Here is a 25,625-nt window from a genome sequence, read left to right on the forward strand (position 1 = left end):
TCGGGTCCATCCCTGGGGGGACGTCGATTATTCTTGCCGTCCGGCATCATAAACCCGAATTGTGCAATGAGCATGTCCTTGAGCAATTAGACGTGTTTTGGCCCTTTGGCGAGCGGACTGTTGTGGCAGGCTCGCCACAACAGCCCTCACTTCATGGCTTATCAGCCGTAGCGCTTGCGCCCCCACGCCAGCAGGCTTTGCAGCAATTGCTTGAGCACCACGCGCGTCGGTTCGGCCAGGTCGGCGCGATAACGGAACGGCTCGAACTCTTCCATATAAGTGCTTTGGCACAACTCCAGCTGCACGGCGTGAATAGCCTGCGCCGGGTTGCCGTAGTGCCGGGTGATATGCCCGCCCTTGAAGCGCCCGTTCAGCACGTGGGTGTACTGCGGATGAGTGGCGCAGATGGCTTCCAACTGGCTGGCCAGTTCCGGGTCGCAGGCAGCACCGTTGAAGGTACCGAGGTTGAAGTCCGGCAGCTTGCCGTCGAACAGGTGCGCGATTACCGAGCGAATCGAGTGCGCGTCAAACAACAGCGCATAACCAAATTCGGCCTTGAGCCGTGCCAGCTCGTCTTGCAGGGTGCGGTGGTAGGGCACCCAGATTTTCTCCAGGTACGTAGCGCGCTCTTCCCTGGACGGCTCCAGCCCCTCACGGAACAACGGCACGCCCTCGAACAAGGTTGCCGGATAAAGCCCGGTGGTGGCGCCGGCATACAAGGGCGTGTCGTCCGAGGGCCGATTCAGGTCGATGACAAACCGCGAGTACTCGGCTGCCAACGTACTGGCCCCCAGCGCCTCGGCAAAGTCGTACAGCGTGGGGATATGCCAGTCGGTGTCCGGCAGGCTTTGCGCCGCGTCGATCAAACCGGCCTCAACCGCAGGCGTCAGGCGCAACCCCGCATGCGGCATGCTGATCAGCAGCGGCACGCGGCCTTGTTTGAAGCTCAGAACCTTATCCACAGCACTCCTCCTTAAACCGTCACGTCGACGCCGTGGCGCACCACGCGTTTATCCAACTCGCCACCCAGCCAGTAGGCCAGGTCAGCGGGGCGATCAATTTGCCAGGCGACAAAATCGGCGACTTTGTCGACTTCCAGCGAACCATGCGTGTCGCCCATGCCCAACGCGCTGGCGGCGTGTTGCGTGGCACCGGCCAACGCCTCTTCCGGGGTCATGCGAAACAGCGTGCAGGCCATGTTCAGCATCAACCGCACCGACAACGCCGGCGAGGTGCCGGGGTTAAGGTCGCTGGCAATGGCGATTTTCACGCCGTGTTTGCGCAGGGCGTCCATCGGCGGCAACTGGGTTTCGCGCAGGAAATAAAACGCTCCGGGCAGCAGCACGGCGACGGTGCCGGACGCCGCCATGGCGATGGCGTCTGCTTCGGTCATGAATTCCAAATGGTCGGCGGACAACGCGTGGTAACGCGCGGCCAGGCTGGACCCGTGCAGCGACGACAGTTGCTCGGCGTGCAACTTCACCGGCAGGCCAAGTTGCCGGGCGACTTTAAACACGCGTTCCACCTGCGCCGGGGAAAACGCCAGGTATTCGCAAAAAGCGTCCACCGCGTCCACCAGCCCTTCTGCGGCGAGTGCCGGCAGCATCTCGTCGCAGATGTGATCGATGTAGTCGTCCGCGCGATCCTTGTACTCCGGCGGTAACGCGTGAGCCGCAAGGCAGGTGGCACGCACGCTGACCGGCAGCGCTTCGCCGAGGCGACGAATCACCCGCAGCAGCTTGCGCTCGCTGGCAAGGTCGAGGCCATAGCCGGATTTAATCTCCACCGTGGTCACGCCGTCACGCAGCAAACTGCGCAAGCGTTTGTGGGCGCTGTCAAACAGCTGATCTTCGCTGGCAGCGCGGGTGGCGCGTACGGTGCTGGCAATGCCGCCACCCTGGGCGGCGATGTCGGCGTAGCTTGCGCCTTCAAGGCGCTGCTCGAATTCGCCGCTGCGATTGCCGCCGAACACCGTGTGCGTATGGCAGTCGATCAGCCCGGGGGTGACCCACGCGCCGTGCAGGTCATGCACCTGGGCATAATCGGCGGCCGGCAGCTCGCTGCGCGGGCCGATCCATGCGATCAGCGAACCGTGCGTGACCAGCGCGGCGTCTTCGATGATCGAATACTTGCCGTCGGCCATGGTTGCGATGTGGCAGTGTTGCCAGAGCGTTTTCATCAACGCCTCCCTGAATTATCGATGAGACAAAGCCTTGCGCGCTCAGAGGCTCGGCAGCAGTTGCGCAGGCACCAGTTCATTCAGGCAGCGGCTGGCGAGCAGCTCAGTGGCGGCGATGATGTCGGGGGCGAAGAACCGGTCCTTGTCGTAGAACGCGACTTTGTCGCGCAGAATTTCGCGGGCTTTTTCCAGCGTTGGCGAGGTTTTCAAACCGTTGCGCAGGTCCAGGCCCTGGCATGCCGCCAGCCATTCCACCGCCAACACACCACGGGTGTTCTCGGCCATTTCCCACAGACGTTTGCCCGCAGCGGGCGCCATCGACACGTGGTCTTCCTGGTTAGCCGAAGTTGGCAGGCTGTCGACGCTGTGCGGATGCGCCAGTGCTTTGTTTTCGCTGGCAAGCGCCGCAGCGGTGACTTGGGCGATCATGAAACCGGAGTTCACGCCGCCATTGCCGACCAGAAACGGCGGCAGTTGCGACATGTGCTTGTCCATCATCAGCGAGATACGCCGCTCACTCAGCGAACCGATTTCGGCGATGGCCAGCGCCATGTTATCGGCGGCCATGGCCACCGGCTCAGCGTGGAAGTTGCCGCCGGAAATCACGTCACCTTCGGCGGCAAACACCAGCGGGTTATCCGACACGGCGTTGGCTTCCACCACCAGCACGTCGGCGGCCTGGCGGAACTGGGTCAGGCAGGCGCCCATGACTTGCGGCTGGCAACGCAGCGAGTACGGGTCTTGCACCTTGTCGCAGTTCTGGTGCGACTGCGACACCTGGCTGCTTTCACCCAGCAGCGCGCGATACGCCGCCGCCGAGTCGATCTGCCCACGCTGGCCACGCGCTGCATGAATACGCGCGTCGAAAGGCGAGCGCGAGCCCAGCACAGCCTCGACGGTCAGGGCACCACAGGCGAGTGCGCCGGCGAATAAGTCTTCACCTTCAAACAGGCCGCGCAATGCATACGCGGTAGACACCTGGGTGCCGTTGAGCAGCGCCAGGCCTTCTTTGGCGGCAAGGGTCAGCGGCGTCAGGCCGGCGACTTTCAGCGCCTCGGTCGCCTCCAGCCATTCGCCCTTGTAGCGCGCTTTGCCTTCGCCCAGCAGCACCAGCGACATGTGCGCCAGTGGCGCCAAATCGCCGGAGGCGCCGACCGAACCTTTCAGCGGAATGTGCGGGTACACCTCGGCATTGATCAACGCGATCAGCGCGTCGATGACCTGCCGACGAATCCCCGAGAACCCACGGCTCAGGCTGTTGACCTTGAGCACCATGACCAGCCGCACCAGCGCGTCGCTGATCGGCTCGCCAACACCGGCCGCATGCGACAGCACCAGGGAACGCTGGAGGTTTTGCAGGTCTGCACTGGCAATGCGGGTCGAGGCCAGCAGGCCGAAACCGGTATTAATGCCGTAGGCGGTGCGGTTCTCGGCGAGTATCTGCTCCACGCAGGCCACGCTGGCGTCGATCTGCGCCGTGGCGCTGTCATCCAGGCTGAGGGTTACCGGCTGCTGGTAGATGGCCCGCAGTTGGGCAAGGCTCAGTTGGCCTGGAATCAGGTTTAGCGCAGTCACATTCATGCTCCTTGAAAATTATTGTTCAACGCAAATGGGGTAAAGCGGTGTCTTTGAGCAGCTTGGCGGCGCTCGCAATATCCGGCGCCAGCCAGCGGTCTTGCGCGTAAGCCGGTACGACCTCACGCAACAGACGCCAAGCCTTGTCGGTGCCAGCGCCGAAACGCTGGCCCTTGAGAAACTCGAACGCCTGGGCCGCCAGCAAGTACTCGATGGCAAGAATTTGGGTGACGTTGGCCAACAGCTGATGCAGTTTGAGCGCAGCGTTGGTGCCCATGCTCAGGTGGTCTTCCTGCAGGCCCGAGGTGACGAAGTTGTCGAGCACCGCCGGTTGCGCCAACTGGCGGTTTTGCCCACACAAGGACGCGGCGACGTACTGCACGATCATCATCCCGGAGTTAACCCCGGGGTCGCTGACCAAAAAGGCCGGCAAGCCGCTGACGTGCGGGTTGATCAGGCGGTCGAGGCGGCGTTCGGCCACCGAGCCGATTTCGGCCATGGCGATGGCCATAAGGTCGGCGGCCAGCGCCACAGACTGCCCGTGCGGGTTGGCCTGTGAAACCACGCGGTAGTTGCCCGGCGTGCCGAGTACCAGCGGGTTGTCGGTGGCGCTGTTGAGTTCGGTCTCGACCTGGCGAGTCGCGTGTTGTATTTGGTCACGCGCCGCGCCGTGAATCTGCGGGATCGAGCGAATGCTCAAGGCGTCCTGGGTGCGCAGGCCTTTGCTGCTGGCGATCACCTCACTGCCGTCGAGCAAGGCACGCAAGTTGACGCCGACGAGCTGCATGCCTGGATGGCGTTTGAGGGCGATGATTTCTTCGTCAAACGCGTCGATCTGCCCGCGCTGCGCTTCAAAACTCATGGCACCAATCACGTCGGCCCATTGCAGCAAATGCTGCGCGTCCGCCAGGGCCAGACAGCTCAGGCCGGTCATGCACGGCGTGCCGTTGACCAGGCACAGGCCGTCTTTGGCGCCGAGCACCACCGGCTGCAAACCCTCGGTGTTCAGGGCGTGTTGTGCGCTGACGATTTGGCCGCGATAGCTCACCGTGCCAACACCGAGCAAGGCCACGCCCACGTGGGCCATGTGGGTCAAATAACCCACCGAACCCTGCGACGGCACCTGCGGCGTGATGCCGTGGTTGAGCAGCGCGAGCAACGCCTGCACCACCTGCGGGTGCAGGCCGGATTTGCCGTGGCTGTAATTGATGATTGCGGCGCAAATAATCGCGCGGGTTTGCTCTTCGCTGAGCGCCGGGCCGACGCCACAGGCATGGCTCAGCAACGTGTTGCGCGACAACTGGCTGAGTTGCTCGTCCTTAAGCGACACATTGCACAGCGCGCCCAGCCCGGTGTTGATGCCATACGCACGTTCGCCGCTGGCGACGATGCGCTGCACGATGGCTTGGGCGTTGTCGATGCGCGCCCAGGCCTGCTCCGAAAGCTCGAGCGCGGCGCCGTGGCGGGCCACGGCGACCACGTCCTGCCAACGCATCGCAGCGTCTGCGATGATCACTTTTGCTGCCTGGGACATGTTTGTACCTTCTTCAATGCTTTGATCGTTCCCATTCCAAATGTGGGAGCGGGCTTGCTCGCGAAAGGGCCAGCAGCCGCACCACACCTTTCGGATCAGACCACCGCCGCGCGCCGCTGAACAAAACGGTCCACATACTCATCCGCCGGCGAATGCAGAATCTCGCGCGGCGTGCCGACCTGGATCAGCTTGCCGTCCTTGAGGATCGCAATGCGGTTGCCGATGCGCACAGCCTCGTCGAGGTCGTGGGTGATGAACACGATGGTTTTGTGCAGGGTCTTTTGCAGCTCCAGCAACTGGTCCTGCATCTCGGCGCGGATCAGCGGGTCGAGGGCGCTGAAGGCTTCGTCCATCAGGATGATGTCGGTGTCGGCCGCCAGCGCGCGGGCCAGGCCGACACGTTGGCGCATGCCGCCGGACAACTGATGCGGGTATTTGTTTTCGTAGCCCTTCAGGCCCACGGTTTCGACCCAGTGCAGGGCGCGTTCGGCGCAGACCTGCTTGGTTTCACCGCGCACTTTGAGGCCGTAGGCAACGTTGTCGAGTACGCTCTTGTGCGGCAACAGGCCAAAGCTCTGGAACACCATGCTGATCTTGTGCCGACGAAATTGGCGCAGGGCTTCCATGTCGAGTTGCAGGATGTCTTCGCCGTCCACCAGGATCGCGCCACTCGTAGGGTCGATCAGGCGGTTGAAGTGGCGCACCAGCGTGGACTTGCCCGAGCCCGACAGGCCCATGATCACAAAAATTTCGCCGGTAGCGATGCTCAGCGACAAGTCGTTCACGCCCACCACGCAACCGGTTTCGGCCAGCACTTGGTCTTTGCTCTTGCCCTGACCAATCAGCGCCAGGGCTTCTTTGGAGCGGTTACCGAAAATCTTGAAGACGTTTTTAACTTCAATTTTGCTGACAGTAGTCATTTGCTCGCCTCATGCCGTGGACGACCATAGGCCTGGGTAATGCGGTCGATGACCACTGCAAGAATCACGATCGCCAGCCCGGCTTCCAGGCCTCGGCCGACGTTGAGGGTCTGGATGCCCACCAGTACATCTTCACCCAAGCCACGCGCGCCGATCATCGAGGCGATCACCACCATCGACAGCGCCATCATGGTGGTCTGGTTGATACCGGCCATGATGCTTGGCAATGCCAGCGGCAGTTGCACGCCGAACAGTTGCTGCCAACGGTTGGCACCGAACGCGTTGATGGCTTCCATGACCTCGCCATCGACTTGTCGAATGCCCAAATCGGTCAGGCGGATCAGCGGCGGCGCGGCGTAGATCACCGTGGCGAAAATCGCCGGCACCTTGCCCAGGCCGAACAGCATCAACACCGGAATCAGGTACACAAAGCTAGGCATGGTTTGCATGATGTCGAGCAGTGGCATCAACACCGAACGCAGGCGATTGCTGCGCGCCGACAAAATGCCCAGCGGAATACCGATCAGCACCGAGATCACCGTGGCGACCATCATCAGCGCCAGGGTTTGCATCAGCTTGTCCCACAGGCCAACCGCGCCCACCAGGAACAGCAAACCGACAATCACCGCCGTGGTCAGCACCTTGCGGGTGGCGTGCCAGGCAATGCCGCCGACGATGGCCAACATCAGCCACCAGGGCGCCGCGCGCAACACACCTTCCAGGTTGACGATGGCCCATAGCAGGGTGTCGGAAATGTGCCGGAACACATCACCGTAATTGGTGACCAGTGAGTCGACCCAACCGTTGACCCAGTCGGCGATGGAAAACGTAAAACTCTCAGGAAACATAGCGTGCTCTCGATCCAGTGGGTTGTGGCTGGGCGCCCGCTCGCCGGTTGAGGCGTGCGGGCGCACTCAACCTACAAGGCCGCGTCGATTTTTTTGGCTGCGTCTTCACTTACCCAGGCGTGCCAGACTTCAGGATGTTCCTTGAGGAAAATTTTCGCCAGTTTCGGCGACTCAATTCGTTCCTTGGCCATGCGGCCCAAGTTCTGGTTCAGCAGGTCGATGGGCAGGTTGACCTTTTCCAGCACGGCGACCAGTTCAGGCGCTTGCTCGTGGAAGGCTTTCGACAGGCCAACCTTGATGCTCACGCTTTTATCCACGCCGGGTTTTTCTTCCAGCTTGACCAGGTCGACCTGGCCCATCAGCGGGGTTGGCGACCAGTAATAGAACAGAATCGGCTCGCCGCGCTTGTAGCTCGACAGTACTGCCGCATCCAGCGCCGGGCCGGTGCCTGGGCGGAAGTTAGTGTAGGTGCTTTCGAGGCCATAGCTTTTGAGCATTTCGCTGTTGTCCAGCTCACAGGTCCAGCCGGCCGGGCAGTTGTAGAAACGGCCCTTGGACGGTTCTTCCTGGTCCTTGAATACGGCGGCATATTTGGCCAGGTCGGCGATGCTTTTCAGGCCCGGCGCCTTGGCTTCGAGTTTGCGTTTGGCATCGCCTTCGATCACGTAACGCGGCACGTACCAACCCTCAATGGCGCCCACAATCGGCGCACCCACGCCGACGACTTTGCCGGCCTTTTCGGCCTTGTTCCAGACTTCGCTGCGACCGACCCATTCTTCGGCGAACACCTGAATGTCATTGCTGCTCAGGGCGTTTTCCATGGTGATGGAATTGCCCGGCAGGCTGTCGGTTTTGCAGTCGTAGCCTTTTTCGAGGACGGTTTGCAGGATGTCGGTGAGCAACATGCCGCTTTCCCAGTTCAGGCCTGCGAATTTCACCGGTTTACCGGATTCGCACCAGCCGGCCGCCTGCGCGCCAGCACTCGCCAACACGCTCGCAGAGAGCACTGTAGCCAGCAGGGTCTTAGTCATTTTCATTGTTGTGACGCTCCCAATCTTGAAATGGATTACGGCAGTCAGTAGGCGTCCTGCCCTGTCCACGTCCCATCAGGCTTGTGCAGCCAGCCCGTTATTTTTAGGGGTAGTTATGCGTGTGCCGCCCTGCTCTACCGGCAGAATCAGGTGGTCGGGGACTGCGCCGTGCCATTTTTTCGCACACAGGTAATAAAGGGCGGCGGGCAGCACCAGACCGATGATCCAGGAAATATCCACATCACCCAGCGCGGCCACCAGCGGGCCGGTGTAGAACTTGGTGGAGATGAACGGCAATTGCACCAGCACACCAAACACGTAAACGCTGATACCGAGCGGGTTCCAGCGGCCGTAGCGACCGGTCGGATCGGCCAGCGCCGGTACGTCATAACGGTCGCGGGTGATGCAGTAGTAGTCCACCAGGTTGATCGCACTCCATGGCGTAAAAAACGCCAGCAGGAACAAGATGAAGGACTTGAATGCACCGAGGAACGAGTGCTGGCCGAGCAAGGCGATCAAGGTTGCAGCACCAACGATCACCAGCACGAACACCAGCCGCTGCAAGCGCGTCACCTCCAGGCGCCCGCGAAAGCCACTGATGATGGTCGCAATGCACATGAAGCTGCCGTAGGAATTGAGCGTGGAGATAGTCACTTTGCCGAACGCGATGCTGAAGTACAGCAACGCAGCCGTCGCACCGGTGCCGCCCAACCCGACGATGTAGGCCACTTCGTGACCGGCGAACTGCCCGTTGGACATGGCGGCGGCAAACACGCCGAGGATCATCGCCACCTGTGCGCCAATCACCGAGCCCGCGCCAGCCGCCAGAAAGGTTTTCAGCGACGACGTGTTGCTCGGCAAGTAGCGTGAATAGTCGGCCACGTAAGGGCCGAAAGCGATTTGCCAGGAGGCCGCGAGCGACACTGCGAGCAAAAAACTGCTCCAACTGAAGTGGCGGATCTGCAGGAGTGCGCCCACGTCGGTCTGGCTGATCAGCCGACTGAACAGGTAAACAAAGGCGATCACACCAATGACGCTGGCGACACGCCCGATGAAATGGATCACGCGGTAGCCGAGCACCGTGACCAGCACGATGACACTGGCGAAGATCAGGATGCCAACGCTGTCGCTGACGCCAAACAACTGGCCCAGCGCCTGGCCGGAAAGCACCGTGCCGGTTGCGGTGAACCCCAGGTACATCAAACACACCAGCACGATCGGGATGGCCGCGCCATACACGCCGAACTGCACGCGGCTGGAAATCATCTGCGGCAGCCCGAGCTTTGGCCCTTGCGCTGCGTGCAACGCCATGACGCCGCCGCCGAGCAATTGACCGATCAGCAGGCCGATCAACGACCAGAACACATCACCGCCCAACACCACGGCCAACGCCCCGGTGACGATGGCGGTGATCTGCAGGTTGGCACCCAGCCACAGGGTGAACTGGCTGAATAGACGGCCGTGGCGTTCCGCTTGTGGGATGTAGTCGATCGAACGCCGCTCGATCAACGGGGTGGTGCTTGCACGCGCGTCATTTGCAGCCATGTGTGTTCAACCTCTGATGGATTGTTTTCTGGGTGGCGCTGGCTTACTTGATCATCGGCAGGTTCAAGCCCTGCTCTTTGGCGCAGTCGATGGCGATCTGGTAACCGGCGTCTGCGTGACGCATCACGCCGGTGGCCGGGTCGTTGTGCAGCACGCGGGCAATACGCTCGGCCGCCTCATCGGTGCCGTCGCACACAATCACCATGCCCGAATGCTGGGAGAAGCCCATGCCCACGCCGCCGCCGTGGTGCAGCGAAACCCAGGTCGCGCCGCTGGCGGTGTTGAGCAAGGCGTTAAGCAGTGGCCAGTCGGACACGGCGTCGGAGCCGTCTTGCATGGATTCGGTTTCGCGGTTGGGGCTTGCAACCGAGCCGGAGTCGAGGTGGTCACGGCCGATGACGACCGGCGCCGACAACTCGCCGCTGCGGACCATCTCGTTGAACGCCAGGCCCAACTTGGCGCGCTGGCCGAGGCCAACCCAGCAGATACGCGCCGGCAAGCCCTGGAAGCTGATGCGCTCGCGGGCCATGTCCAGCCAGTTATGCAGGTGGGCGTCGTCGGGGATCAGCTCTTTAACTTTGGCGTCGGTTTTGTAAATGTCCTGCGGGTCGCCCGAGAGTGCAGCCCAGCGGAACGGGCCGATGCCACGGCAAAACAGCGGGCGGATGTACGCCGGCACAAAACCGGGGAAGTCGAAGGCGTTTTCGACGCCTTCTTCTTGCGCCATCTGGCGAATGTTGTTGCCGTAGTCGAAGGTCGGAATGCCCTGCTTTTGGAACTCGAGCATCGCTTTTACGTGTACGGCCATCGACTGTTTGGCGGCCTTGATCACGGCTGCCGGTTCGGTCTTGGCGCGGGCGCGGTATTCGTCCCACGTCCAGCCAGCCGGCAGGTAACCGTTGAGCGGGTCGTGGGCGCTGGTCTGGTCGGTGACCATGTCGGGGCGCACGCCGCGCTTGACCAGTTCCGGCAAAATTTCAGCCGCGTTGCCCAGCAGGGCGATGGAGATGGCCTTGCCTTCTTGGGTGTATTTGGCGATGCGCGCCAAGGCGTCGTCGAGGTCGGTGGCTTGCTCGTCGACATAACGACTGGCCAGGCGGAAATCGATGCTGACTTGCTGGCATTCAATGTTCAGCGAGCAGGCGCCCGCCAAGGTAGCGGCCAACGGCTGCGCGCCGCCCATGCCGCCGAGCCCGGCGGTGAGTACCCAACGGCCCTTGAGGTTCGAATCGTAGTGCTGGCGCCCGGCTTCGACGAAGGTTTCATAGGTGCCCTGGACGATGCCCTGGCTGCCGATGTAGATCCAGCTGCCGGCGGTCATCTGGCCGTACATGGCCAGGCCCTTGGCATCCAGTTCGTTGAAGTGTTCCCAACTGGCCCAGTGCGGCACCAGGTTGGAGTTGGCGATCAATACGCGCGGCGCGTTGCTGTGTGTCTTGAACACACCGACCGGCTTGCCGGATTGCACCAGCAGGGTTTCGTCGTCATTCAGGTGGGTGAGGCTCTCGACGATTTGGTCGTAGCACTCCCAGTTACGCGCTGCACGGCCGATACCGCCGTACACCACCAGTTCTTTCGGGTTCTCGGCCACTTGCGGGTCAAGGTTATTCATCAGCATGCGCAGCGGTGCTTCAGTCAGCCAGCTTTTGGCGGTGAGCTTGTTACCGCGGGCTGCGCGGATTTCGACGTCACGGTATTTAGTAGGCTTAGCGGAAAAATCGGTCACAGCTGGACTCCTCGGCACGATGCGCGAACATGGAGGGTGCGAAAGGGAGTCTTACGCACACACCTTTACTTGTACATACAAGCATATGCAATCGGGCGGCCAACTTTCTGAGTGAGCTGTAGGGATTTTTTTGCGGGGCGTGCAAAAGCCTTGAAAATTAAGGCTTCGGGGCGGGATTAAATTTGTTTTGGGGGAGGTTTGCAGCGCAGGCGAGTTGTCACGACAGCGAGCGTTTGCGCCACGCTGGGGCATTCGGTAACAAATTGGTGCACAGCTGAAAATGATGTGTGAAAGCAATGGAGATCAACTGTGGGAGGGGGCTTGCTCCCGATAGGGGTGTGTCAGCCAGTACATCTGGCACTGACACACCGCCATCGGGAGCAAGCCCCCTCCCACAGGTTTCCACAGTTTCCACAGTTTGCAGAGCTTGCAGAGCTTGCAGAGCTTGCAGAGCTTGCAGAGCTTGCAGCATTTTAACCGCGTGCGGTCAGTTCGATCAGGCAGCAGCGGCCGGTGACGGCGAGATCCAGCAGGCCAGTGTTACCGTCCACTTGCAGGCAGTCGTGATGGCCGAGCTTTTGGTCGAGCACTTTCACCTCATCCGCCACGCTGAACACCAACACCGTCTGCGCGGTGCTGAAAAACCGCTGCACGCCGTCAATCCACTGCAGGCGCGCATGGTAGCGCTCAGGCGAATAAATCAGGTTGAAGTCGCGGATCGGCCCGGTGATCAAGCGGCATGACACTTGGCTCTCACCCTTGAACGCAAACGGCTGCAGCGTTAACAAACCGCGCTGCTCCTCGCCGTCCACTGTCAGCACCATGCCGGCGCCTTTGATCACGGTGATCACGCGCTGATAACCTTCGAAGGTCGAAAAGCCGCCTGACTCGGCAATGTCGGCAATCGACAGGCGCCAACCAAAACCCTCCAGGCCGGTGCCTGCGTCACGCGTGATTTCTTCGGTGCTGCCGCCGCCGTTTTTCCACGGCATGCGAATGTAATCGGCGGCGCGCCAGACTTTCACTTCACTCATTTACTGAAACGTCCTTCCAGGCTATGACGGGAACCGGGGTGGATCAAACGCGCGGCGGTCACCGGCTGGCGACCCGACCAGGTGCGCCTGCGAATCAACAGGCACGGCTCGCTGGGCTCGATCTGCAACAGCTTGCACTCGGCGGCATCGGCGAGGATCGCTTCAACCACGTGCTCGCCTTCGGTCAGCGGCGCCACCTGGTTCAAATACGCGTAGGGGGTTTGCTGGGTGAAATCCTGTTGCAGGTATTCCGGCGCGACCAGTGCATTGACGAACCGGTCTTCGATTTGCACCGGAATATCGTTTTCAAAATGCACGATCAGCGAGTGGAACACCCGCCCGCCTTCGCGCATTTCCAAGGCGACGGCGCGCTCGGAACCGGCGGCCTCTTCGCCCAGGGTGATGACTTGGCAGGTGTGCCGATGACCGCGGGAGGCAATCTCATCGGCAATGTTGTGCACTTCAAACAGTGCCGATTGGCTCTTGGGCTCGGCGACGAAAGTGCCGACGCCTTGCATGCGCACCAGCAACCCTTCGGCGGTGAGTTCACGCAGCGCGCGGTTGATGGTCATGCGGCTGAAGCCCAACTGGCTGACCAGTTCGCTCTCTGACGGTACGCGGTAATGCGGCGGCCAGTTGCCGTTGAGGATCTGCTGACTGATCATCTGTTTGACGCGGGCATACAAGGGCGCCGGACTTTCGTCCATGTGGGCAGCCAGCGAAGACTTGGCAGGCGGAGTCGGCACAGGGAATCCTTGCAGGGGGAAAAGATGCATAGATTGCCGGAGTTTACCGAGCAGGCAAACGTCTGTATATGTATATACAAATAAACACACGACCGGGGTGCCTTGATCATGTCCGCTTTCTTTGCCGAACGCGCGCTGCTGCCTAGTGGATGGGCCAACGATGTACGCTTTGAAGTCAGCGCCGATGGCCTGCTGACACACGTTGAGCCGAATGCCAGTGCAGACCGCGCCGAACGGCTGAGAGGCCCGGTGTTGGCGGGTATGCCCAACCTGCATTCGCATGCATTCCAGCGTGCCATGGCCGGTTTGGCAGAAGTGGCCGGCAACCCGAATGACAGTTTTTGGACCTGGCGCGATTTGATGTACCGCATGGTCGGCAAGATCAGCCCGGACCAATTGCAGATCATCGCGCGGCAGCTTTACATCGAAATGCTCAAGGCCGGTTACACCTCCGTGGCTGAGTTTCACTACGTGCACCACGACGCTGGCGGCCAACCGTATGCCGACCGCGCCGAGCTGTCGCGGCAGATCAGCCAGGCGGCGGCGAGCAGCGGGATTGGCCTGACACTGCTGCCAGTGCTGTACACCCACGCAGGCTTTGGTGGCCAGGCGCCGAACGAAGGCCAGCGACGCTTTATCAACAGCACCGAGGCTTACCTGGACCTGCAAGCGCGCCTGAAACCGATTCTGGCCGCACAACCGGCGCAGCAATCAGGCCTGTGTTTTCACTCGCTGCGCGCGGTCACGCCGCAGCAAATCCATGAAGTACTGGCCGCCAGCGACAAGGCTTGCCCGGTGCATATTCATATCGCCGAGCAGCAAAAAGAAGTCGACGACTGCCTGGCCTGGAGCGGCAAACGCCCGCTGCAATGGCTGTATGACAACGTTGAAGTCGATGAGCGCTGGTGCCTGGTGCACGCCACTCACGCCGATGCGGATGAGGTTACGCGCATGGCCAACAGCCGCGCGATTGCCGGCTTGTGCCTGACCACTGAGGCCAACCTGGGCGACGGAATTTTCCCGGCGGTGGATTTTCTTGCCCAAGGCGGGCGCATGGGCATTGGCTCCGACAGCCATGTGTCGCTGAGCGTGGTGGAAGAATTGCGCTGGCTCGAATATGGCCAACGCCTGCGCGATCAGCGGCGTAATCGCGTGTATCGCAGTGATCAGCCGATGGTCGGGCGCACGCTGTTCGATGCTGCACTGGAAGGCGGCGCGCAGGCGCTGGGCCAGCCAATTGGCCGGCTGGAAGTGGGCAAGCGCGCGGACTGGTTGGTACTTGACGGCAACGACCCGTACCTGGCGACCGCGACTGAAGACGCCATTCTCAATCGCTGGCTGTTTGCCGGTGGCGATCGGCAAGTGCGTGACGTACTGGTGAACGGCAAGTGGGTGGTGCGCGATGGGCATCATGCCGGCGAGGAAGAGAGCAGCCGTGCATTCACGCAAGTGTTGAGAGACCTGCTCGGCTAACAGACGACACCTGACAAATGTGGGAGCCGGCTTGCCAGCTCCCACATTAGATCAATGGCCTTCTCGGATTACTGCGAGGTTTTGGCCATCTGTTTGTCCGAGGTACGCCAGATCAGTCGCGTGGTGTCATACCCTTGTTGGCGCGCCCTGCTCAGCAGGTCTTCGCGGGTGTCGGTACTCACCGTCGGGGTGCGCGACAAGATCCACATGTAGCGTCGGCTCGGGCTGCCGACGATGGCGGTTTTGTAGTCATCGCTGACGTACAGCACCCAATAATCGCCCTTGGCAACGCCGGGCAGCAGCGCGGTGAACCAGTTATTGAATTCGACCCAGAGCTTGTCGGTCTTGCCAGGCACTTGCGGCGTGGCCGTGCCCTTGGCTTCTTCCCACTTCCACTCGCTGGTGAGGCAGCGGTTAAACACCGACATATCGCCATCAGGCAGCAAGGTGTAGCGGGCTTCGGACTGCGCGCAGTTGCGCTGGAAGTACATCGGCAACCTCGCCAATTCATACCAGGTGCCCTGGTAACGCTTGAGATTGACGTTGCTGGCTGTTTTGGGTTGCAGATCATCGCCAGAATGACTGGCGCAGCCTGCCAAAAACAGGCTGGCACAAAGGCATAAAACAAAACGCATCATTCTTCTTCTCCCGCAGGCTCGCGCCCCGGTTTACTTCAGGCCTTGCCCGGAAAACATCAGAACCTTGTCACCGGCATATTGAACGCTGATAAAGCTTTCTTTATCGCCCCATGTGCAGCTGGACATGCCCAGCGCGCCGGAACAATCGGTTGGCGTGCCCAGCAACGACTCCACCTCAGCCTTGGCCATGCCCGCCGACAACTTCGCGTAATTTTCTTGGTTAACCTTGCTGCAAGCGGCCAAAAGCACGCAAAAAGTCAGCAGGGCGAGACGGCGTAACGACATGGAAAAACTCCTGGAGGGACAACGCAGCTGGGGTATCTGCCAGAAGCTTAGAAGGGAAAAGCGGGGTCTGGTTCCCGGTGCGCGAAAACAAAAAAGCCCCGCAAACGCTGAAACGTTTCGGGGCTTGTTGCCGTTCAAAACCTCACGTCTTGAACGTAGCGAGGGAGCAAGCTCCCTCACCGCACTTACTTTTTGTGGTAACCGGTCACACGCTCAACTTCTTCCTTCGAGCCCAGGAACACCGCTACGCGCTGGTGCAGGCCTTCAGGCTGGATGTCGAGGATGCGCTGGTGGCCGTCGGTGGACGCACCGCCCGCCTGCTCAACCAGGAACGACATCGGGTTGGCTTCGTACATCAGGCGCAGTTTGCCCGGCTTGGCAGGCTCACGGCTGTCACGTGGGTACATGAACAGGCCGCCACGGGTGAGGATGCGATGCACGTCGGCGACCATCGCGGCCACCCAGCGCATGTTGAAGTTCTTCTTCAACGGGCCTTCTTCGCCTTCCATCAACTCGTTCACGTAGCGCTTCACCGGTTCTTCCCAGTGGCGCTGGTTGGACATGTTGATCGCAAATTCCTGCGTGGAGGCAGGAATGGTGATGTCTTCGTGGGTCAGCACGAAGCTGCCCATTTCGCGGTCCAGGGTGAAACCTTTGACGCCATCGCCCAGGGTCAGCACCAGCATGGTTTGCGGGCCGTAGATCGCGTAACCGGCGGCCACTTGCTCGGTGCCTGGCTGCAAAAAGGCGTTTTCGTTGAGGGCTTCGTTCTGGCTCAGGTATTCGTTCGGGCAACGCAGTACCGAGAAGATCGTGCCGACCGGTGCGTTGATGTCGATGTTGGACGAGCCGTCCAGTGGGTCGAACACCAACAGGTAGGCGCCTTTCGGGTACTTGCCCGGGATCTGGTAGGCATTGTCCATTTCTTCGGACGCCATGCCGGCCAGGTGACCGCCCCATTCGTTGGCTTCGAGCAGGATCTCGTTAGAGATCACGTCGAGTTTTTTCTGCACTTCGCCTTGCACGTTCTCAGTGCCCATGCTGCCCAGGACACCGCCCAGCGCGCCTTTGGATACGGCGTGGCTGATTTCCTTGCAAGCACGCGCCACCACTTCGATAAGGAAGCGCAGATCGGCAGGCGTGTTGTTGCTGCGGGTCTGCTCGATCAAATAGCGACTCAGGGTAACGCGGGACATGGAAGGCTCCGGACGACAATGGGGGGCTTGAAAACCCGCGCAGTTTAGCGCGAGTCGAGGGTTATTTCCTCTAATCAGAGGAATTAACGCCAATAGAGTTCATGGCTTGCGCCTAAACAATGTGGGAGGGGGCTTGCTCCCGATGGCGGTGTGTCAGTCGACTTATTGGTTAACTGGCGGACCGTCATCGGGAGCAAGCCCCCTCCCACAATTACTGCCGCTGGGTTTAGTCGAGGGCTTTCCAGATCTCCGTTGCGTACTCGCGGATGGTGCGGTCGGACGAGAACCAGCCCATGCGCGCGGTATTCAGCACAGCCGAACGCCACCATGCCTTGGAGTCATGCCAATGCGCCTCGACGCGCGCCTGGGCGTCCCAGTAGGCATCGAAGTCGGCACACACCAGGAAGCGGTCGTAGTCGATCAACCCGTCGATCAAGCCGACATAACGGCCCGGGTCATCCGGCGAGAACACGCCGCCCCGGATCGCTTGCAGCACATCGTTCAAACGATGCGAAGCTGCGATGTCCGGCCCGGCGTTGAACTCACCGGCGTGCTTGCGGGCTTCGACTTGCTGCGCGCTGAGGCCGAAGATGAACATATGATCGGCGCCTACGCGCTCGTGCATCTCCACGTTGGCGCCGTCCATGGTGCCGATGGTCAGCGCGCCGTTGAGGCCGAACTTCATGTTGCTGGTGCCCGAGGCTTCAAAGCCGGCGGTAGAGATCTGCTCCGACAGGTCCGCTGCCGGAATAATGCTTTCCGCCAGGCTGACGTTGTAGTTCGGCAGGAACACCACTTTGAGCAAACCACGCACGGTCGGGTCGTTATTGACGGTGCGCGCGATGTCGTTGGTCAACTTGATGATCAACTTGGCCTGGTGATAACTCGCGGCAGCCTTGCCCGCGAAGATCTTCACGCGGGGCACCCAATCGGTGCCCGGCTCGGCACGAATCGCCTGGTAGAGCGCCACGGTGTGCAGTAGGTTGAGCAACTGACGTTTGTATTCGTGAATGCGCTTGACCTGCACATCGAACATCGCCGCCGGGTTGACCGAAATACCTAGGCGCTCGTGGATGATCTCGGCCAGTGCGCGCTTGCTGTGCAGGCGCTGATCAGCGAAGGCCTTGCGGAAGGTTTGCTTCTCGGCGAAGGTTTCCAACTCCGTCAGGCGGGTTTCCATGGTGTCGAGAATATCCGGCCCCAGCGCTTCGACCAGCATCGACGTCAGCTTCGGGTTGGCCTGGTACAGCCAGCGGCGGAAGGTAATGCCGTTGGTTTTGTTGTTGATGCGATCCGGGTAGAGCTTGTGCAGTTCGGAGAACACCGTGTTGCGCATTAACTGGGTGTGCAAACCCGATACGCCATTCACGCTGTGCGAGCCGAGGAACGCCAGGTTGCCCATGCGCACGCGGCGGCCGTTGTCTTCTTCGATCAGCGACACGGCGCGCAGTACGTCGAAATCGTGAACGCCCTTGGCGCGCAGCGAATCGATGTGCTGTGCGTTGATCAGGTAGATGATCTGCATGTGCCGCGGCAGCATGCGTTCCATCAAGCCGACCGGCCAGGTTTCCAGCGCCTCGGGCAGCAGCGTGTGGTTGGTGTACGAAAGCGTCTCGACGGTCACATCCCACGCGGCTTCCCACGGAATATCGTGCAGGTCGACCAGTTGACGCATCAACTCGGCCACGGCAATCGAGGGGTGCGTGTCGTTAAGCTGGATCGCGGCGTGTTCGCCCAGGCTCAGCACCGAGCCGTGCATGTTCTTGTGGCGGCGCAGCAAGTCCTGGAGTGAGGCAGAGACGAAGAAGTATTCCTGGCGCAGGCGCAGTTCCTGCCCCGCCTCGGTGCTGTCGGCCGGGTACAGCACGCGCGAGATGCTTTCTGCACGGGCCACTTCGGCGACGGCGCCCAAGTGGTCACCGGCGTTGAAGCGCTCAAGGTGCAGGTCTTCCACGGCGCGTGCACGCCACAGGCGCAGGGTGTTGACGCTGGCACCGCGCCAGCCGACTACCGGGGTGTCGTAGGCCACTGCGCGTACGGTTTCGTTCGGGCTCCACACCTGAATCATCTTGCCGGAGGCGTCCGGCAGGGTTTCGACGCTGCCGCCAAAACCGATCGGGTAAATCACTTCGGCCCGTTCAAATTCCCACGGGTTGCCGAAATCCAGCCAGCGTTCGGTTTGTTCCTGCTGCCAGCCATCAACAATCGCCTGGCGGAACAGGCCGTGCTCATAGCGAATGCCATAACCGTGGCCAGCAATGCCCAAGGTCGACATGCTTTCCATAAAACACGCCGCCAAACGGCCCAGGCCACCGTTGCCGAGCGCCGCGTCGGGCTCCAGCAGGCGGATGCGCTCCAGGTCGACACCCAGCTCGGACAGCGCTTCGCGAGCGATCTCCAGCACACCGAGGTTGCTCAGGCTGTCGTAGAGCAAACGGCCAATCAGAAATTCCAGGGAAAGGTAGTAAACCCGCTTCTGGCCTTTGCGATAGATCCGCCGTGTGTGGTCCATCCAGTGGTCGACCATCTGGTCGCGGGCGGCCAGTGCAATGGCTTCGAACCAGTCGTGGTCGAAGGCGTGGTCGGGGTCTTTACCCACCGCGTAAGTGAGTTTGGTCAAGACAGCATCGCGAAATGCGGCTACCTCTGCTTCTCGTGCTAGCGGTTCCTGAGACATCGATGCGACCTCGGGCGAGATTGAAAGAGTTGCTAAAGCCTAGTCGGTCTGACAGACGGCAGGGGCTCTGGTTCGGCAGTTTTTTAACTCATTCACCGTTGCAGGGATTTGATGCAGGGGTCGTGCCTGATCGGCCGCCGCCTCAACCTTTGAGCTGAAACCTGCAAAATGTTGTTCAAAAAATCACCAATCCCGGTATGATCGCGCGCCCGGATACAGCCCCACCTTGGAACCCTGATGAAGCCTCAACTGATCGCCGCCGCGGAACTCGACCGTCTCGAGACATGGCAGAAATATTCCGCCCACATGTGCGGTGGCTGCGTGTCCAGCTGCTGCACGCTGCCGGTCGAAGTGAAGATCAAGGACCTGATCCGCATTGGCATCGTCGATGAGTTCGAGCTCGGCGACCCGCCGAAGAACATCGCCAAGCGGTTGCAGAAAGAAGGCATCGTGGAGCGCTTCAATTCCAAATCCGAGATTTTTACCCTGCAGCGCATGAGCAACAACGATTGCCTGTACCTGGATCGTAAAACGCGCTTCTGCACTATTTATGACAAGCGCCCGGATACTTGCCGCAACCACCCGAAAATCGGCCCACGGCCAGGGTATTGCGCGTACAAGCCGAAAGAAGTGGTGCGCGAGACCACGTTCAAGACCCTCGACAAGTTCTGATCCAAATTTTGTGGGGCTCTAACTGGCCCTATCGGGAGCAAGCCCCCTCCCACATTTGAATGCATTCCAAAGTTGGAACTCGGTCAAATGTGGGAGGGGGCTTGCTCCCGATGAGGCCAGCACCGTCACCACTTAATCTGCAGGCATAAAAAAACGCCCCCGGCCTTTCGACCGGGGGCGTTTTTATTCAGCCTGAGCTAACTCAGTTCTTGGCTTTCTTGGCAGCGCGGGTACGCTCGCCTTCGTCCAGGATCTTCTTGCGCAGGCGGATCGACTTAGGCGTAACTTCGCACAGCTCGTCGTCCTGGATGAATTCCAGGGCTTGTTCCAGGGTGAACTTCACCGGTGGAACCAGAGCGATGGTTTCGTCTTTGCCCGAAGCACGCATGTTGTCGAGCTTCTTGCCTTTGGTTGGGTTAACGCCCATGTCGTTGTCGCGGCTGTTCAAGCCAACGATCTGACCGTTGTAGATCTCTTGACCGTGTTCAACAAACAGCTTGCCACGCGCCTGCAGGGTTTCCAGGGAGTAGGTCAGCGCCTTGCCGGTTTCTACCGATACCAGAACACCGTTTTGACGGCCGGACATGTCGCCGGACTTCATGGTGTCGTAGCGATCGAAGATCGAGGTCAGGATGCCGGCGCCGTTGGTCAGGGTCAGGAACTGGTTACGGAAACCGATCAGACCACGTGCAGGGATGTTGTATTCCAGACGCACACGGCCTTTGCCATCCGGCACCATGTTGGTCAGGTCGCCCTTACGCAGGCCCATCTCTTCCATGACCTTGCCCTGGGATTCTTCAGGGGTGTCGATGGTGACGTTTTCAAACGGTTCCTGCTTCACGCCGTCAACTTGACGGATGATCACTTCTGGACGACCAACGCCCATTTCGAAGCCTTCGCGACGCATGGTTTCGATCAGTACCGAGAGGTGCAGCTCACCACGGCCGGAAACCTTGAACTTGTCAGCCGAGTCGCCTTCTTCAACGCGCAGTGCAACGTTGTACAGCAGCTCTTTGTCCAGACGCTCACGGATGTTACGCGAGGTTACGAACTTGCCGTCTTTACCGCAGAAAGGCGAGTCGTTTACCTGGAAGGTCATCGAAACGGTTGGCTCGTCAACGGTCAACGGCTTCATCGCTTCAACGGTGTCAGGGTGGCACAGGGTGTCGGAGATGTTCAGCAGGTCGAAGCCGCTGATGCACACGATGTCGCCTGCAGCTGCTTCTTCAACGTCTACACGGTGCAGACCGTGGTGACCCATCAGCTTCAGGATACGACCGTTACGCTTCTTGCCATCAGCACCGATCGCTACAACCGGAGTGTTTGGCTTGATGCTGCCACGCGCGATACGGCCAACGCCGATAACACCCAGGAAGCTGTTGTAGTCGAGTGCCGAGATTTGCATCTGGAACGGGCCGTCACGGTCAACAGCCGGCGCAGGTACGTTGTCGACGATCGACTGGTACAGCGGGGTCATGTCGTCAGCCATGTCGTTGTGGTCCAGACCGGCAATACCGTTCAGGGCCGAGGCGTAGACGACTTTGAAGTCCAGCTGTTCTTCGGTAGCACCGAGGTTGTCGAACAGATCGAAGATCTGGTCCAGAACCCAGTCCGGACGCGCGCCTGGACGGTCAACCTTGTTGATGCAGACGATTGGACGCAGGCCGGCTTCGAAAGCCTTCTTGGTCACAAAACGGGTTTGCGGCATAGGGCCGTCTTGAGCGTCAACCAGCAGCAGAACGGAGTCAACCATCGACATTACACGTTCAACTTCGCCGCCGAAGTCGGCGTGGCCCGGGGTGTCCACGATGTTGATGTGGTAGCCGTTCCAGTTGATAGCGGTGTTTTTAGCCAGGATGGTAATACCGCGCTCTTTTTCCTGGTCGTTGGAGTCCATCACGCGCTCGTCGTTGAGCTCGTTGCGCTCCAGGGTGCCGGATTGACGCAAGAGTTTGTCTACCAGGGTGGTTTTACCATGGTCAACGTGAGCAATGATGGCGATGTTACGTAGATTTTCGATCACTTGTGTATCTCGATCAGAGGATTCGGTGTGCTGACAGGTCGTGGCAGCGATTAACAGTAGAGTCAGGCCTTGCCGTTACAGCTTGACGGCAGAGTCGGGGGGCCGGTGACGCAGGCCACAGGCAAACAGCCCCGGGCTCTTAGCTCGGTCGATAAACGCGCACATTGGCATGCCCCTCACTGAGCAAATGGTGGGCATGCAGGCGACTCATCACGCCTTTGTCGCAATACAGCAGGTACTGACGGCTGTTATCCAGTTCCTTGAAACGCGCGTTCAGTGCGTAGAACGGCAGCGCTTGCACGTCGATGCCAGCGATTTCCAGCGGCTCATCTTCAGCGGCATCCGGGTGACGGATATCGACGACGATTTGACCGGCCAGGGCTTCGCTGACTTCTTCGATCTGTACATCCTGGCCCAATTCGTCGATTACACGATCGATTGGCACCATCTTGGCGTTCTCAAGCGCACGCTCGAGAATCGCCATGTCGAACTGTTGTTCTTCGTACTCCACGCGGTTGCGCTTGGCGTGGGTCTTGGGGTTCACCGAGATGACCCCGCAATATTCAGGCATGTGCTTGGCAAAATCCGCCGTGCCGATTTCTTCGGCCAAGTCGATGATGTCTTGCTTGTGACTGGCGATCAGCGGGCGCAATACCAGCTTCTCGGTCACGCAGTCGATCAGCGACAGGTTGGGCAGCGTCTGGCTGGCCACTTGGGAAATCGCTTCACCGGTGACCAGCGCGTCAATTTGCAACTGATCGGCAATCTGTGACGCAGCGCGCAACATCATACGCTTCAATACTACGCCCATATGACTGTTATCGACTTTTGCGAGAATTTCGCCGAGTACTTCCTCGAATGGCACGCTCACAAATAGCACGCGCTGGGAGCTGCCGTACTTCTTCCAGATAAAGTGCGCGACTTCCATCACGCCCAATTCGTGTGCACGCCCGCCCAGATTAAAGAAGCAGAAATGGCTCATCAGCCCGCGGCGCATGATCTGGTAAGCCGCGACCGTGGAATCGAAACCGCCAGACATCAATACCAAGGTTTGTTCCAGGGCGCCCAGCGGGTAGCCGCCGATGCTGTTGTGCTGGCTGTGGATCACAAACAACCGTTGGTCGCGAATTTCCATGCGCACTTCAATTTGCGGTGCTTTCAGGGAAATTCCGGCGGCGCCGCACTCGCGACGCAGCTTGCTGCCGACGTATTTTTCGACGTCCATGGAGCTAAACGGATGCTTGCCGGCACGCTTGCAACGCACCGAAAAAATCTTCCCCTCAAGCTCATTGCCGAAGTGTTGTTTGCACTTTGCGGTGATGTCGTCAAAGTCGCCCAGCGGGTACTCGTCGACTTGCAGGAAATGCGCGATGCCCGGCATGCAGCTCAGGCGCTCGGTCATGTCCTTCAAGGCTTTGGCGTCGGTCAGGCGGGTTTCCAGTTCGAGGTTGTCCCACACGCCGTTCACCACCACAGCCGGGTCCAGATCGCGGAGCACGGCACGGATGTTTTTGGCCAACTGACGGATGAAACGCATCCGTACCGGTCGGCTCTTGATGGTGATTTCGGGGAAGACTTTTACGATTAATTTCATGGAAACAGCGCGCGCAGAGCCTGCCGAAAAAGGGGGGCGCGGATTATAGCGGAAATCGCTCAAGGTTTGACCAGTTAATATGCATCGCACTCTTCGCGCACCAAAAAGGATCACCCACGCACATTAACGCTGCATTGCAGTGCGCCATTTGCTGTCATTTTACAAATTGCACCGTTATAGGGGCTATTTTGAGGCAAAAAGGCCATGTTGGCGCACTGGCATGCAATTTGCTCTCTTGTGAGGCAGGTTGCCTTGGTCGACTATTCGCGCCGGCATCACCCACATTCTAAGGGCTAACTCCACTACCCCAGCCCGAAGCCACCCGGAGGACACCATGTCGAAGTCGGTTCAACTCATCAAAGATCATGACGTTAAATGGATTGATCTGCGCTTCACGGACACAAAAGGCACTCAGCACCACGTGACCATGCCGGCTCGCGACGCGCTGGATGACGCTTTCTTCGAGGAAGGCAAAATGTTCGACGGTTCCTCCATTGCCGGCTGGAAAGGCATTGAAGCTTCCGACATGATCCTGATGCCGGACGACAGCACTGCCGTACTCGACCCGTTCACCGAAGACCCAACTGTGATCATCGTGTGTGACGTGATCGAGCCTTCGACCATGCAAGGCTACGACCGCGACCCACGTGCGATCGCCAAGCGTGCCGAGGAATACCTGAAGTCGACCGGTATCGGTGACACCGTATTCGTAGGCCCGGAGCCAGAATTCTTCATCTTTGATTCGGTCAAGTTCAAGTCCGACATCTCCGGCTCCATGTTCAAGATCTTCTCCGAACAAGGTTCGTGGATGTCTGACCAGGACATCGAAGGCGGCAACAAAGGCCACCGTCCAGGTATCAAAGGTGGCTACTTCCCGGTTCCGCCATTCGACCATGACCACGAAATCCGTACCTCCATGTGCAACGCCATGGAAGAAATGGGCCTGGTTATCGAAGTTCACCACCACGAAGTGGCCACTGCTGGCCAGAACGAAATCGGTGTGAAGTTCAACACCCTGGTGGCCAAGGCTGACGAAGTTCAGACCCTGAAGTACTGCGTACACAACGTGGCTGATGCCTACGGTCGTACCGCTACCTTCATGCCTAAGCCGCTGTATGGCGATAACGGTTCGGGTATGCACGTTCACTTGTCGATCGCCAAAGAAGGCAAGAACACCTTCGCTGGCGAAGGTTATGCCGGCCTGTCCGACACCGCCCTGTACTTCATCGGCGGCATCATCAAGCACGGTAAAGCCCTGAACGGCTTCACCAACCCGTCGACCAACTCCTACAAGCGCTTGGTTCCAGGTTTTGAAGCACCGGTAATGCTGGCCTACTCGGCGCGCAACCGTTCCGCTTCGATCCGTATTCCTTACGTGTCCAGCCCGCGCGCTCGCCGTATCGAAGCCCGCTTCCCGGACCCGGCGGCCAACCCATACCTGGCCTTCGCTGCGCTGGTAATGGCTGGCCTGGACGGTATCCAGAACAAGATCCACCCTGGCGACGCCGCCGACAAAAACTTGTACGACCTGCCGCCTGAAGAGGCCAAAGAGATCCCACAAGTGTGCGGCAGCCTGAAAGAAGCCCTGGAAGAGCTGGACAAGGGCCGTGCGTTCCTGACCAAAGGCGGCGTATTCAGCGACGACTTCATCGACGCTTACATCGAGCTGAAAAGCGAAGAAGAAATCAAAGTACGCACCTTCGTACACCCACTGGAATACGAGCTGTACTACAGCTGCTGATCCGGTAGCGCCGCTTAACGCGGCGTGATGAAAAAGACCTCCTTCGGGAGGTCTTTTTTTGCCTGCGCTTTAGCGAGCAGTGCTGCCGTGGCAAGCGTCCTTGCCACACAGGCTCGCTGGCACTGTGCTGCGATAGCGCAAAACCAGTTACATGTTGTATTAGTTATCCTCCGCCATTGCGGGAACGC

The 25,625-nt window shown here is 59.9% G+C and carries 20 protein-coding genes; 3 read left to right on the forward strand and 17 right to left on the reverse strand.

The window, feature by feature from the left end:
* Positions 1-161 precede the first annotated feature (161 nt).
* The 11 genes from hutG to hutC form a co-directional block, all read right to left on the reverse strand.
* The gene (gene hutG / locus AO240_RS27630) at positions 162-962 is read right to left on the reverse strand and encodes an N-formylglutamate deformylase (protein ID WP_099240925.1); all 801 of its coding nucleotides are present in this window, start codon (positions 960-962) and stop codon (positions 162-164) included.
* An 11-nt stretch (positions 963-973) separates the two neighbouring features.
* Positions 974-2,179, reverse strand: a complete 1,206-nt coding sequence (gene hutI, locus AO240_RS27635; protein WP_099240927.1) for an imidazolonepropionase — start codon at positions 2,177-2,179, stop codon at positions 974-976.
* A gap of 42 nt (positions 2,180-2,221) precedes the next feature.
* Positions 2,222-3,760: a histidine ammonia-lyase gene (gene hutH / locus AO240_RS27640; RefSeq protein ID WP_099240929.1), complete on the reverse strand. Its 1,539-nt coding sequence runs from the start codon at positions 3,758-3,760 to the stop codon at positions 2,222-2,224.
* 19 nt (positions 3,761-3,779) lie between these two features.
* Positions 3,780-5,288, reverse strand: coding sequence for a histidine ammonia-lyase (hutH, locus tag AO240_RS27645; RefSeq protein WP_099240931.1), 1,509 nt, complete (start codon positions 5,286-5,288; stop codon positions 3,780-3,782).
* A gap of 95 nt (positions 5,289-5,383) precedes the next feature.
* Positions 5,384-6,208 carry a glycine betaine/L-proline ABC transporter ATP-binding protein gene (locus AO240_RS27650; protein WP_099240933.1) on the reverse strand — a complete coding sequence of 275 codons (825 nt, stop codon included), beginning with the start codon at positions 6,206-6,208 and terminating at the stop codon, positions 5,384-5,386.
* Entirely contained in the window at positions 6,205-7,056 is an 852-nt protein-coding gene (locus tag AO240_RS27655; RefSeq protein ID WP_099240935.1) for a proline/glycine betaine ABC transporter permease, read from the reverse strand. The genes AO240_RS27650 and AO240_RS27655 overlap by 4 nt, the downstream gene beginning before the upstream one ends.
* 71 nt (positions 7,057-7,127) lie before the next feature.
* The gene (locus AO240_RS27660; protein ID WP_099240937.1) at positions 7,128-8,093 is read right to left on the reverse strand and encodes an ABC transporter substrate-binding protein; all 966 of its coding nucleotides are present in this window, start codon (positions 8,091-8,093) and stop codon (positions 7,128-7,130) included.
* A 69-nt stretch (positions 8,094-8,162) separates the two neighbouring features.
* Positions 8,163-9,632 carry a cytosine permease gene (locus AO240_RS27665; RefSeq protein ID WP_099240939.1) on the reverse strand — a complete coding sequence of 490 codons (1,470 nt, stop codon included), beginning with the start codon at positions 9,630-9,632 and terminating at the stop codon, positions 8,163-8,165.
* Positions 9,633-9,675: 43 nt separating this feature from the next.
* Complete coding sequence (gene hutU / locus AO240_RS27670) at positions 9,676-11,358, reverse strand: urocanate hydratase (protein WP_099240941.1); 1,683 nt, start codon at positions 11,356-11,358, stop codon at positions 9,676-9,678.
* 473 nt (positions 11,359-11,831) lie between these two features.
* Positions 11,832-12,392: a HutD family protein gene (locus tag AO240_RS27675; RefSeq protein WP_099240943.1), complete on the reverse strand. Its 561-nt coding sequence runs from the start codon at positions 12,390-12,392 to the stop codon at positions 11,832-11,834.
* Positions 12,389-13,099 carry a histidine utilization repressor gene (gene hutC / locus AO240_RS27680; protein ID WP_173668614.1) on the reverse strand — a complete coding sequence of 237 codons (711 nt, stop codon included), beginning with the start codon at positions 13,097-13,099 and terminating at the stop codon, positions 12,389-12,391. The genes AO240_RS27675 and hutC overlap by 4 nt, the downstream gene beginning before the upstream one ends.
* A 147-nt stretch (positions 13,100-13,246) precedes the next feature.
* On the opposite strand from hutC, the gene AO240_RS27685 reads away from it, so the two are divergent.
* Positions 13,247-14,611 (forward strand): formimidoylglutamate deiminase, encoded by a 1,365-nt coding sequence (locus AO240_RS27685; RefSeq protein ID WP_099240945.1) that lies wholly within the window; start codon positions 13,247-13,249, stop codon positions 14,609-14,611.
* Positions 14,612-14,679: 68 nt separating this feature from the next.
* Here the strand turns inward: AO240_RS27685 and AO240_RS27690 are convergent, their stop codons facing one another.
* The 4 genes from AO240_RS27690 to AO240_RS27705 form a co-directional block, all read right to left on the reverse strand.
* Complete coding sequence (locus tag AO240_RS27690; RefSeq protein WP_099240947.1) at positions 14,680-15,249, reverse strand: lipocalin family protein; 570 nt, start codon at positions 15,247-15,249, stop codon at positions 14,680-14,682.
* A gap of 30 nt (positions 15,250-15,279) precedes the next feature.
* On the reverse strand, positions 15,280-15,534 hold the full coding sequence (locus AO240_RS27695) for a hypothetical protein (protein WP_058413157.1): 255 nt from the start codon (positions 15,532-15,534) through the stop codon (positions 15,280-15,282).
* Positions 15,535-15,719: 185 nt separating this feature from the next.
* Entirely contained in the window at positions 15,720-16,730 is a 1,011-nt protein-coding gene (locus AO240_RS27700; protein WP_099240949.1) for a class 1 fructose-bisphosphatase, read from the reverse strand.
* 226 nt (positions 16,731-16,956) lie between these two features.
* On the reverse strand, positions 16,957-19,407 hold the full coding sequence (locus tag AO240_RS27705) for a glycogen/starch/alpha-glucan phosphorylase (protein ID WP_099240951.1): 2,451 nt from the start codon (positions 19,405-19,407) through the stop codon (positions 16,957-16,959).
* Positions 19,408-19,644: 237 nt separating this feature from the next.
* Between AO240_RS27705 and AO240_RS27710 the strand changes: the two genes are divergently transcribed.
* Positions 19,645-20,079, forward strand: a complete 435-nt coding sequence (locus AO240_RS27710) for a YkgJ family cysteine cluster protein (RefSeq protein ID WP_058413154.1) — start codon at positions 19,645-19,647, stop codon at positions 20,077-20,079.
* 202 nt (positions 20,080-20,281) lie between these two features.
* Here the strand turns inward: AO240_RS27710 and typA are convergent, their stop codons facing one another.
* Positions 20,282-22,102: a translational GTPase TypA gene (typA, locus tag AO240_RS27715; RefSeq protein WP_058413153.1), complete on the reverse strand. Its 1,821-nt coding sequence runs from the start codon at positions 22,100-22,102 to the stop codon at positions 20,282-20,284.
* Between the two features lie 139 nt (positions 22,103-22,241).
* On the reverse strand, positions 22,242-23,696 hold the full coding sequence (thiI, locus tag AO240_RS27720) for a tRNA uracil 4-sulfurtransferase ThiI (RefSeq protein ID WP_099240953.1): 1,455 nt from the start codon (positions 23,694-23,696) through the stop codon (positions 22,242-22,244).
* 334 nt (positions 23,697-24,030) lie between these two features.
* On the opposite strand from thiI, the gene glnA reads away from it, so the two are divergent.
* Positions 24,031-25,437 (forward strand): glutamate--ammonia ligase, encoded by a 1,407-nt coding sequence (gene glnA, locus AO240_RS27730; RefSeq protein ID WP_058413151.1) that lies wholly within the window; start codon positions 24,031-24,033, stop codon positions 25,435-25,437.
* Positions 25,438-25,625: the final 188 nt, after the last annotated feature.

It is taken from the genome of Pseudomonas sp. ICMP 460 (genome assembly GCF_002723595.1).
Classification (GTDB): Bacteria; Pseudomonadota; Gammaproteobacteria; order Pseudomonadales; family Pseudomonadaceae; genus Aquipseudomonas; species Aquipseudomonas kitaguniensis.

What these genes read in the sequence shown, in the direction of transcription:
- AO240_RS27695 (WP_058413157.1), bottom strand. Translation starts at nt 15,534, where the DNA reads ATGTCGTTACGCCGTCTCGCCCTGCTGACTTTTTGCGTGCTTTTGGCC.
- thiI (WP_099240953.1), bottom strand. Translation starts at nt 23,696, where the DNA reads ATGAAATTAATCGTAAAAGTCTTCCCCGAAATCACCATCAAGAGCCGA.
- AO240_RS27660 (WP_099240937.1), bottom strand. Translation starts at nt 8,093, where the DNA reads ATGAAAATGACTAAGACCCTGCTGGCTACAGTGCTCTCTGCGAGCGTG.
- hutH (WP_099240931.1), bottom strand. Translation starts at nt 5,288, where the DNA reads ATGTCCCAGGCAGCAAAAGTGATCATCGCAGACGCTGCGATGCGTTGG.
- AO240_RS27650 (WP_099240933.1), bottom strand. Translation starts at nt 6,208, where the DNA reads ATGACTACTGTCAGCAAAATTGAAGTTAAAAACGTCTTCAAGATTTTC.
- AO240_RS27705 (WP_099240951.1), bottom strand. Translation starts at nt 19,407, where the DNA reads ATGTCTCAGGAACCGCTAGCACGAGAAGCAGAGGTAGCCGCATTTCGC.
- AO240_RS27665 (WP_099240939.1), bottom strand. Translation starts at nt 9,632, where the DNA reads ATGGCTGCAAATGACGCGCGTGCAAGCACCACCCCGTTGATCGAGCGG.
- hutC (WP_173668614.1), bottom strand. Translation starts at nt 13,099, where the DNA reads ATGGACGAAAGTCCGGCGCCCTTGTATGCCCGCGTCAAACAGATGATC.
- AO240_RS27675 (WP_099240943.1), bottom strand. Translation starts at nt 12,392, where the DNA reads ATGAGTGAAGTGAAAGTCTGGCGCGCCGCCGATTACATTCGCATGCCG.
- AO240_RS27655 (WP_099240935.1), bottom strand. Translation starts at nt 7,056, where the DNA reads ATGTTTCCTGAGAGTTTTACGTTTTCCATCGCCGACTGGGTCAACGGT.
- glnA (WP_058413151.1), top strand. Translation starts at nt 24,031, where the DNA reads ATGTCGAAGTCGGTTCAACTCATCAAAGATCATGACGTTAAATGGATT.
- AO240_RS27710 (WP_058413154.1), top strand. Translation starts at nt 19,645, where the DNA reads ATGAAGCCTCAACTGATCGCCGCCGCGGAACTCGACCGTCTCGAGACA.
- hutH (WP_099240929.1), bottom strand. Translation starts at nt 3,760, where the DNA reads ATGAATGTGACTGCGCTAAACCTGATTCCAGGCCAACTGAGCCTTGCC.
- AO240_RS27690 (WP_099240947.1), bottom strand. Translation starts at nt 15,249, where the DNA reads ATGATGCGTTTTGTTTTATGCCTTTGTGCCAGCCTGTTTTTGGCAGGC.
- AO240_RS27700 (WP_099240949.1), bottom strand. Translation starts at nt 16,730, where the DNA reads ATGTCCCGCGTTACCCTGAGTCGCTATTTGATCGAGCAGACCCGCAGC.
- hutI (WP_099240927.1), bottom strand. Translation starts at nt 2,179, where the DNA reads ATGAAAACGCTCTGGCAACACTGCCACATCGCAACCATGGCCGACGGC.
- AO240_RS27685 (WP_099240945.1), top strand. Translation starts at nt 13,247, where the DNA reads ATGTCCGCTTTCTTTGCCGAACGCGCGCTGCTGCCTAGTGGATGGGCC.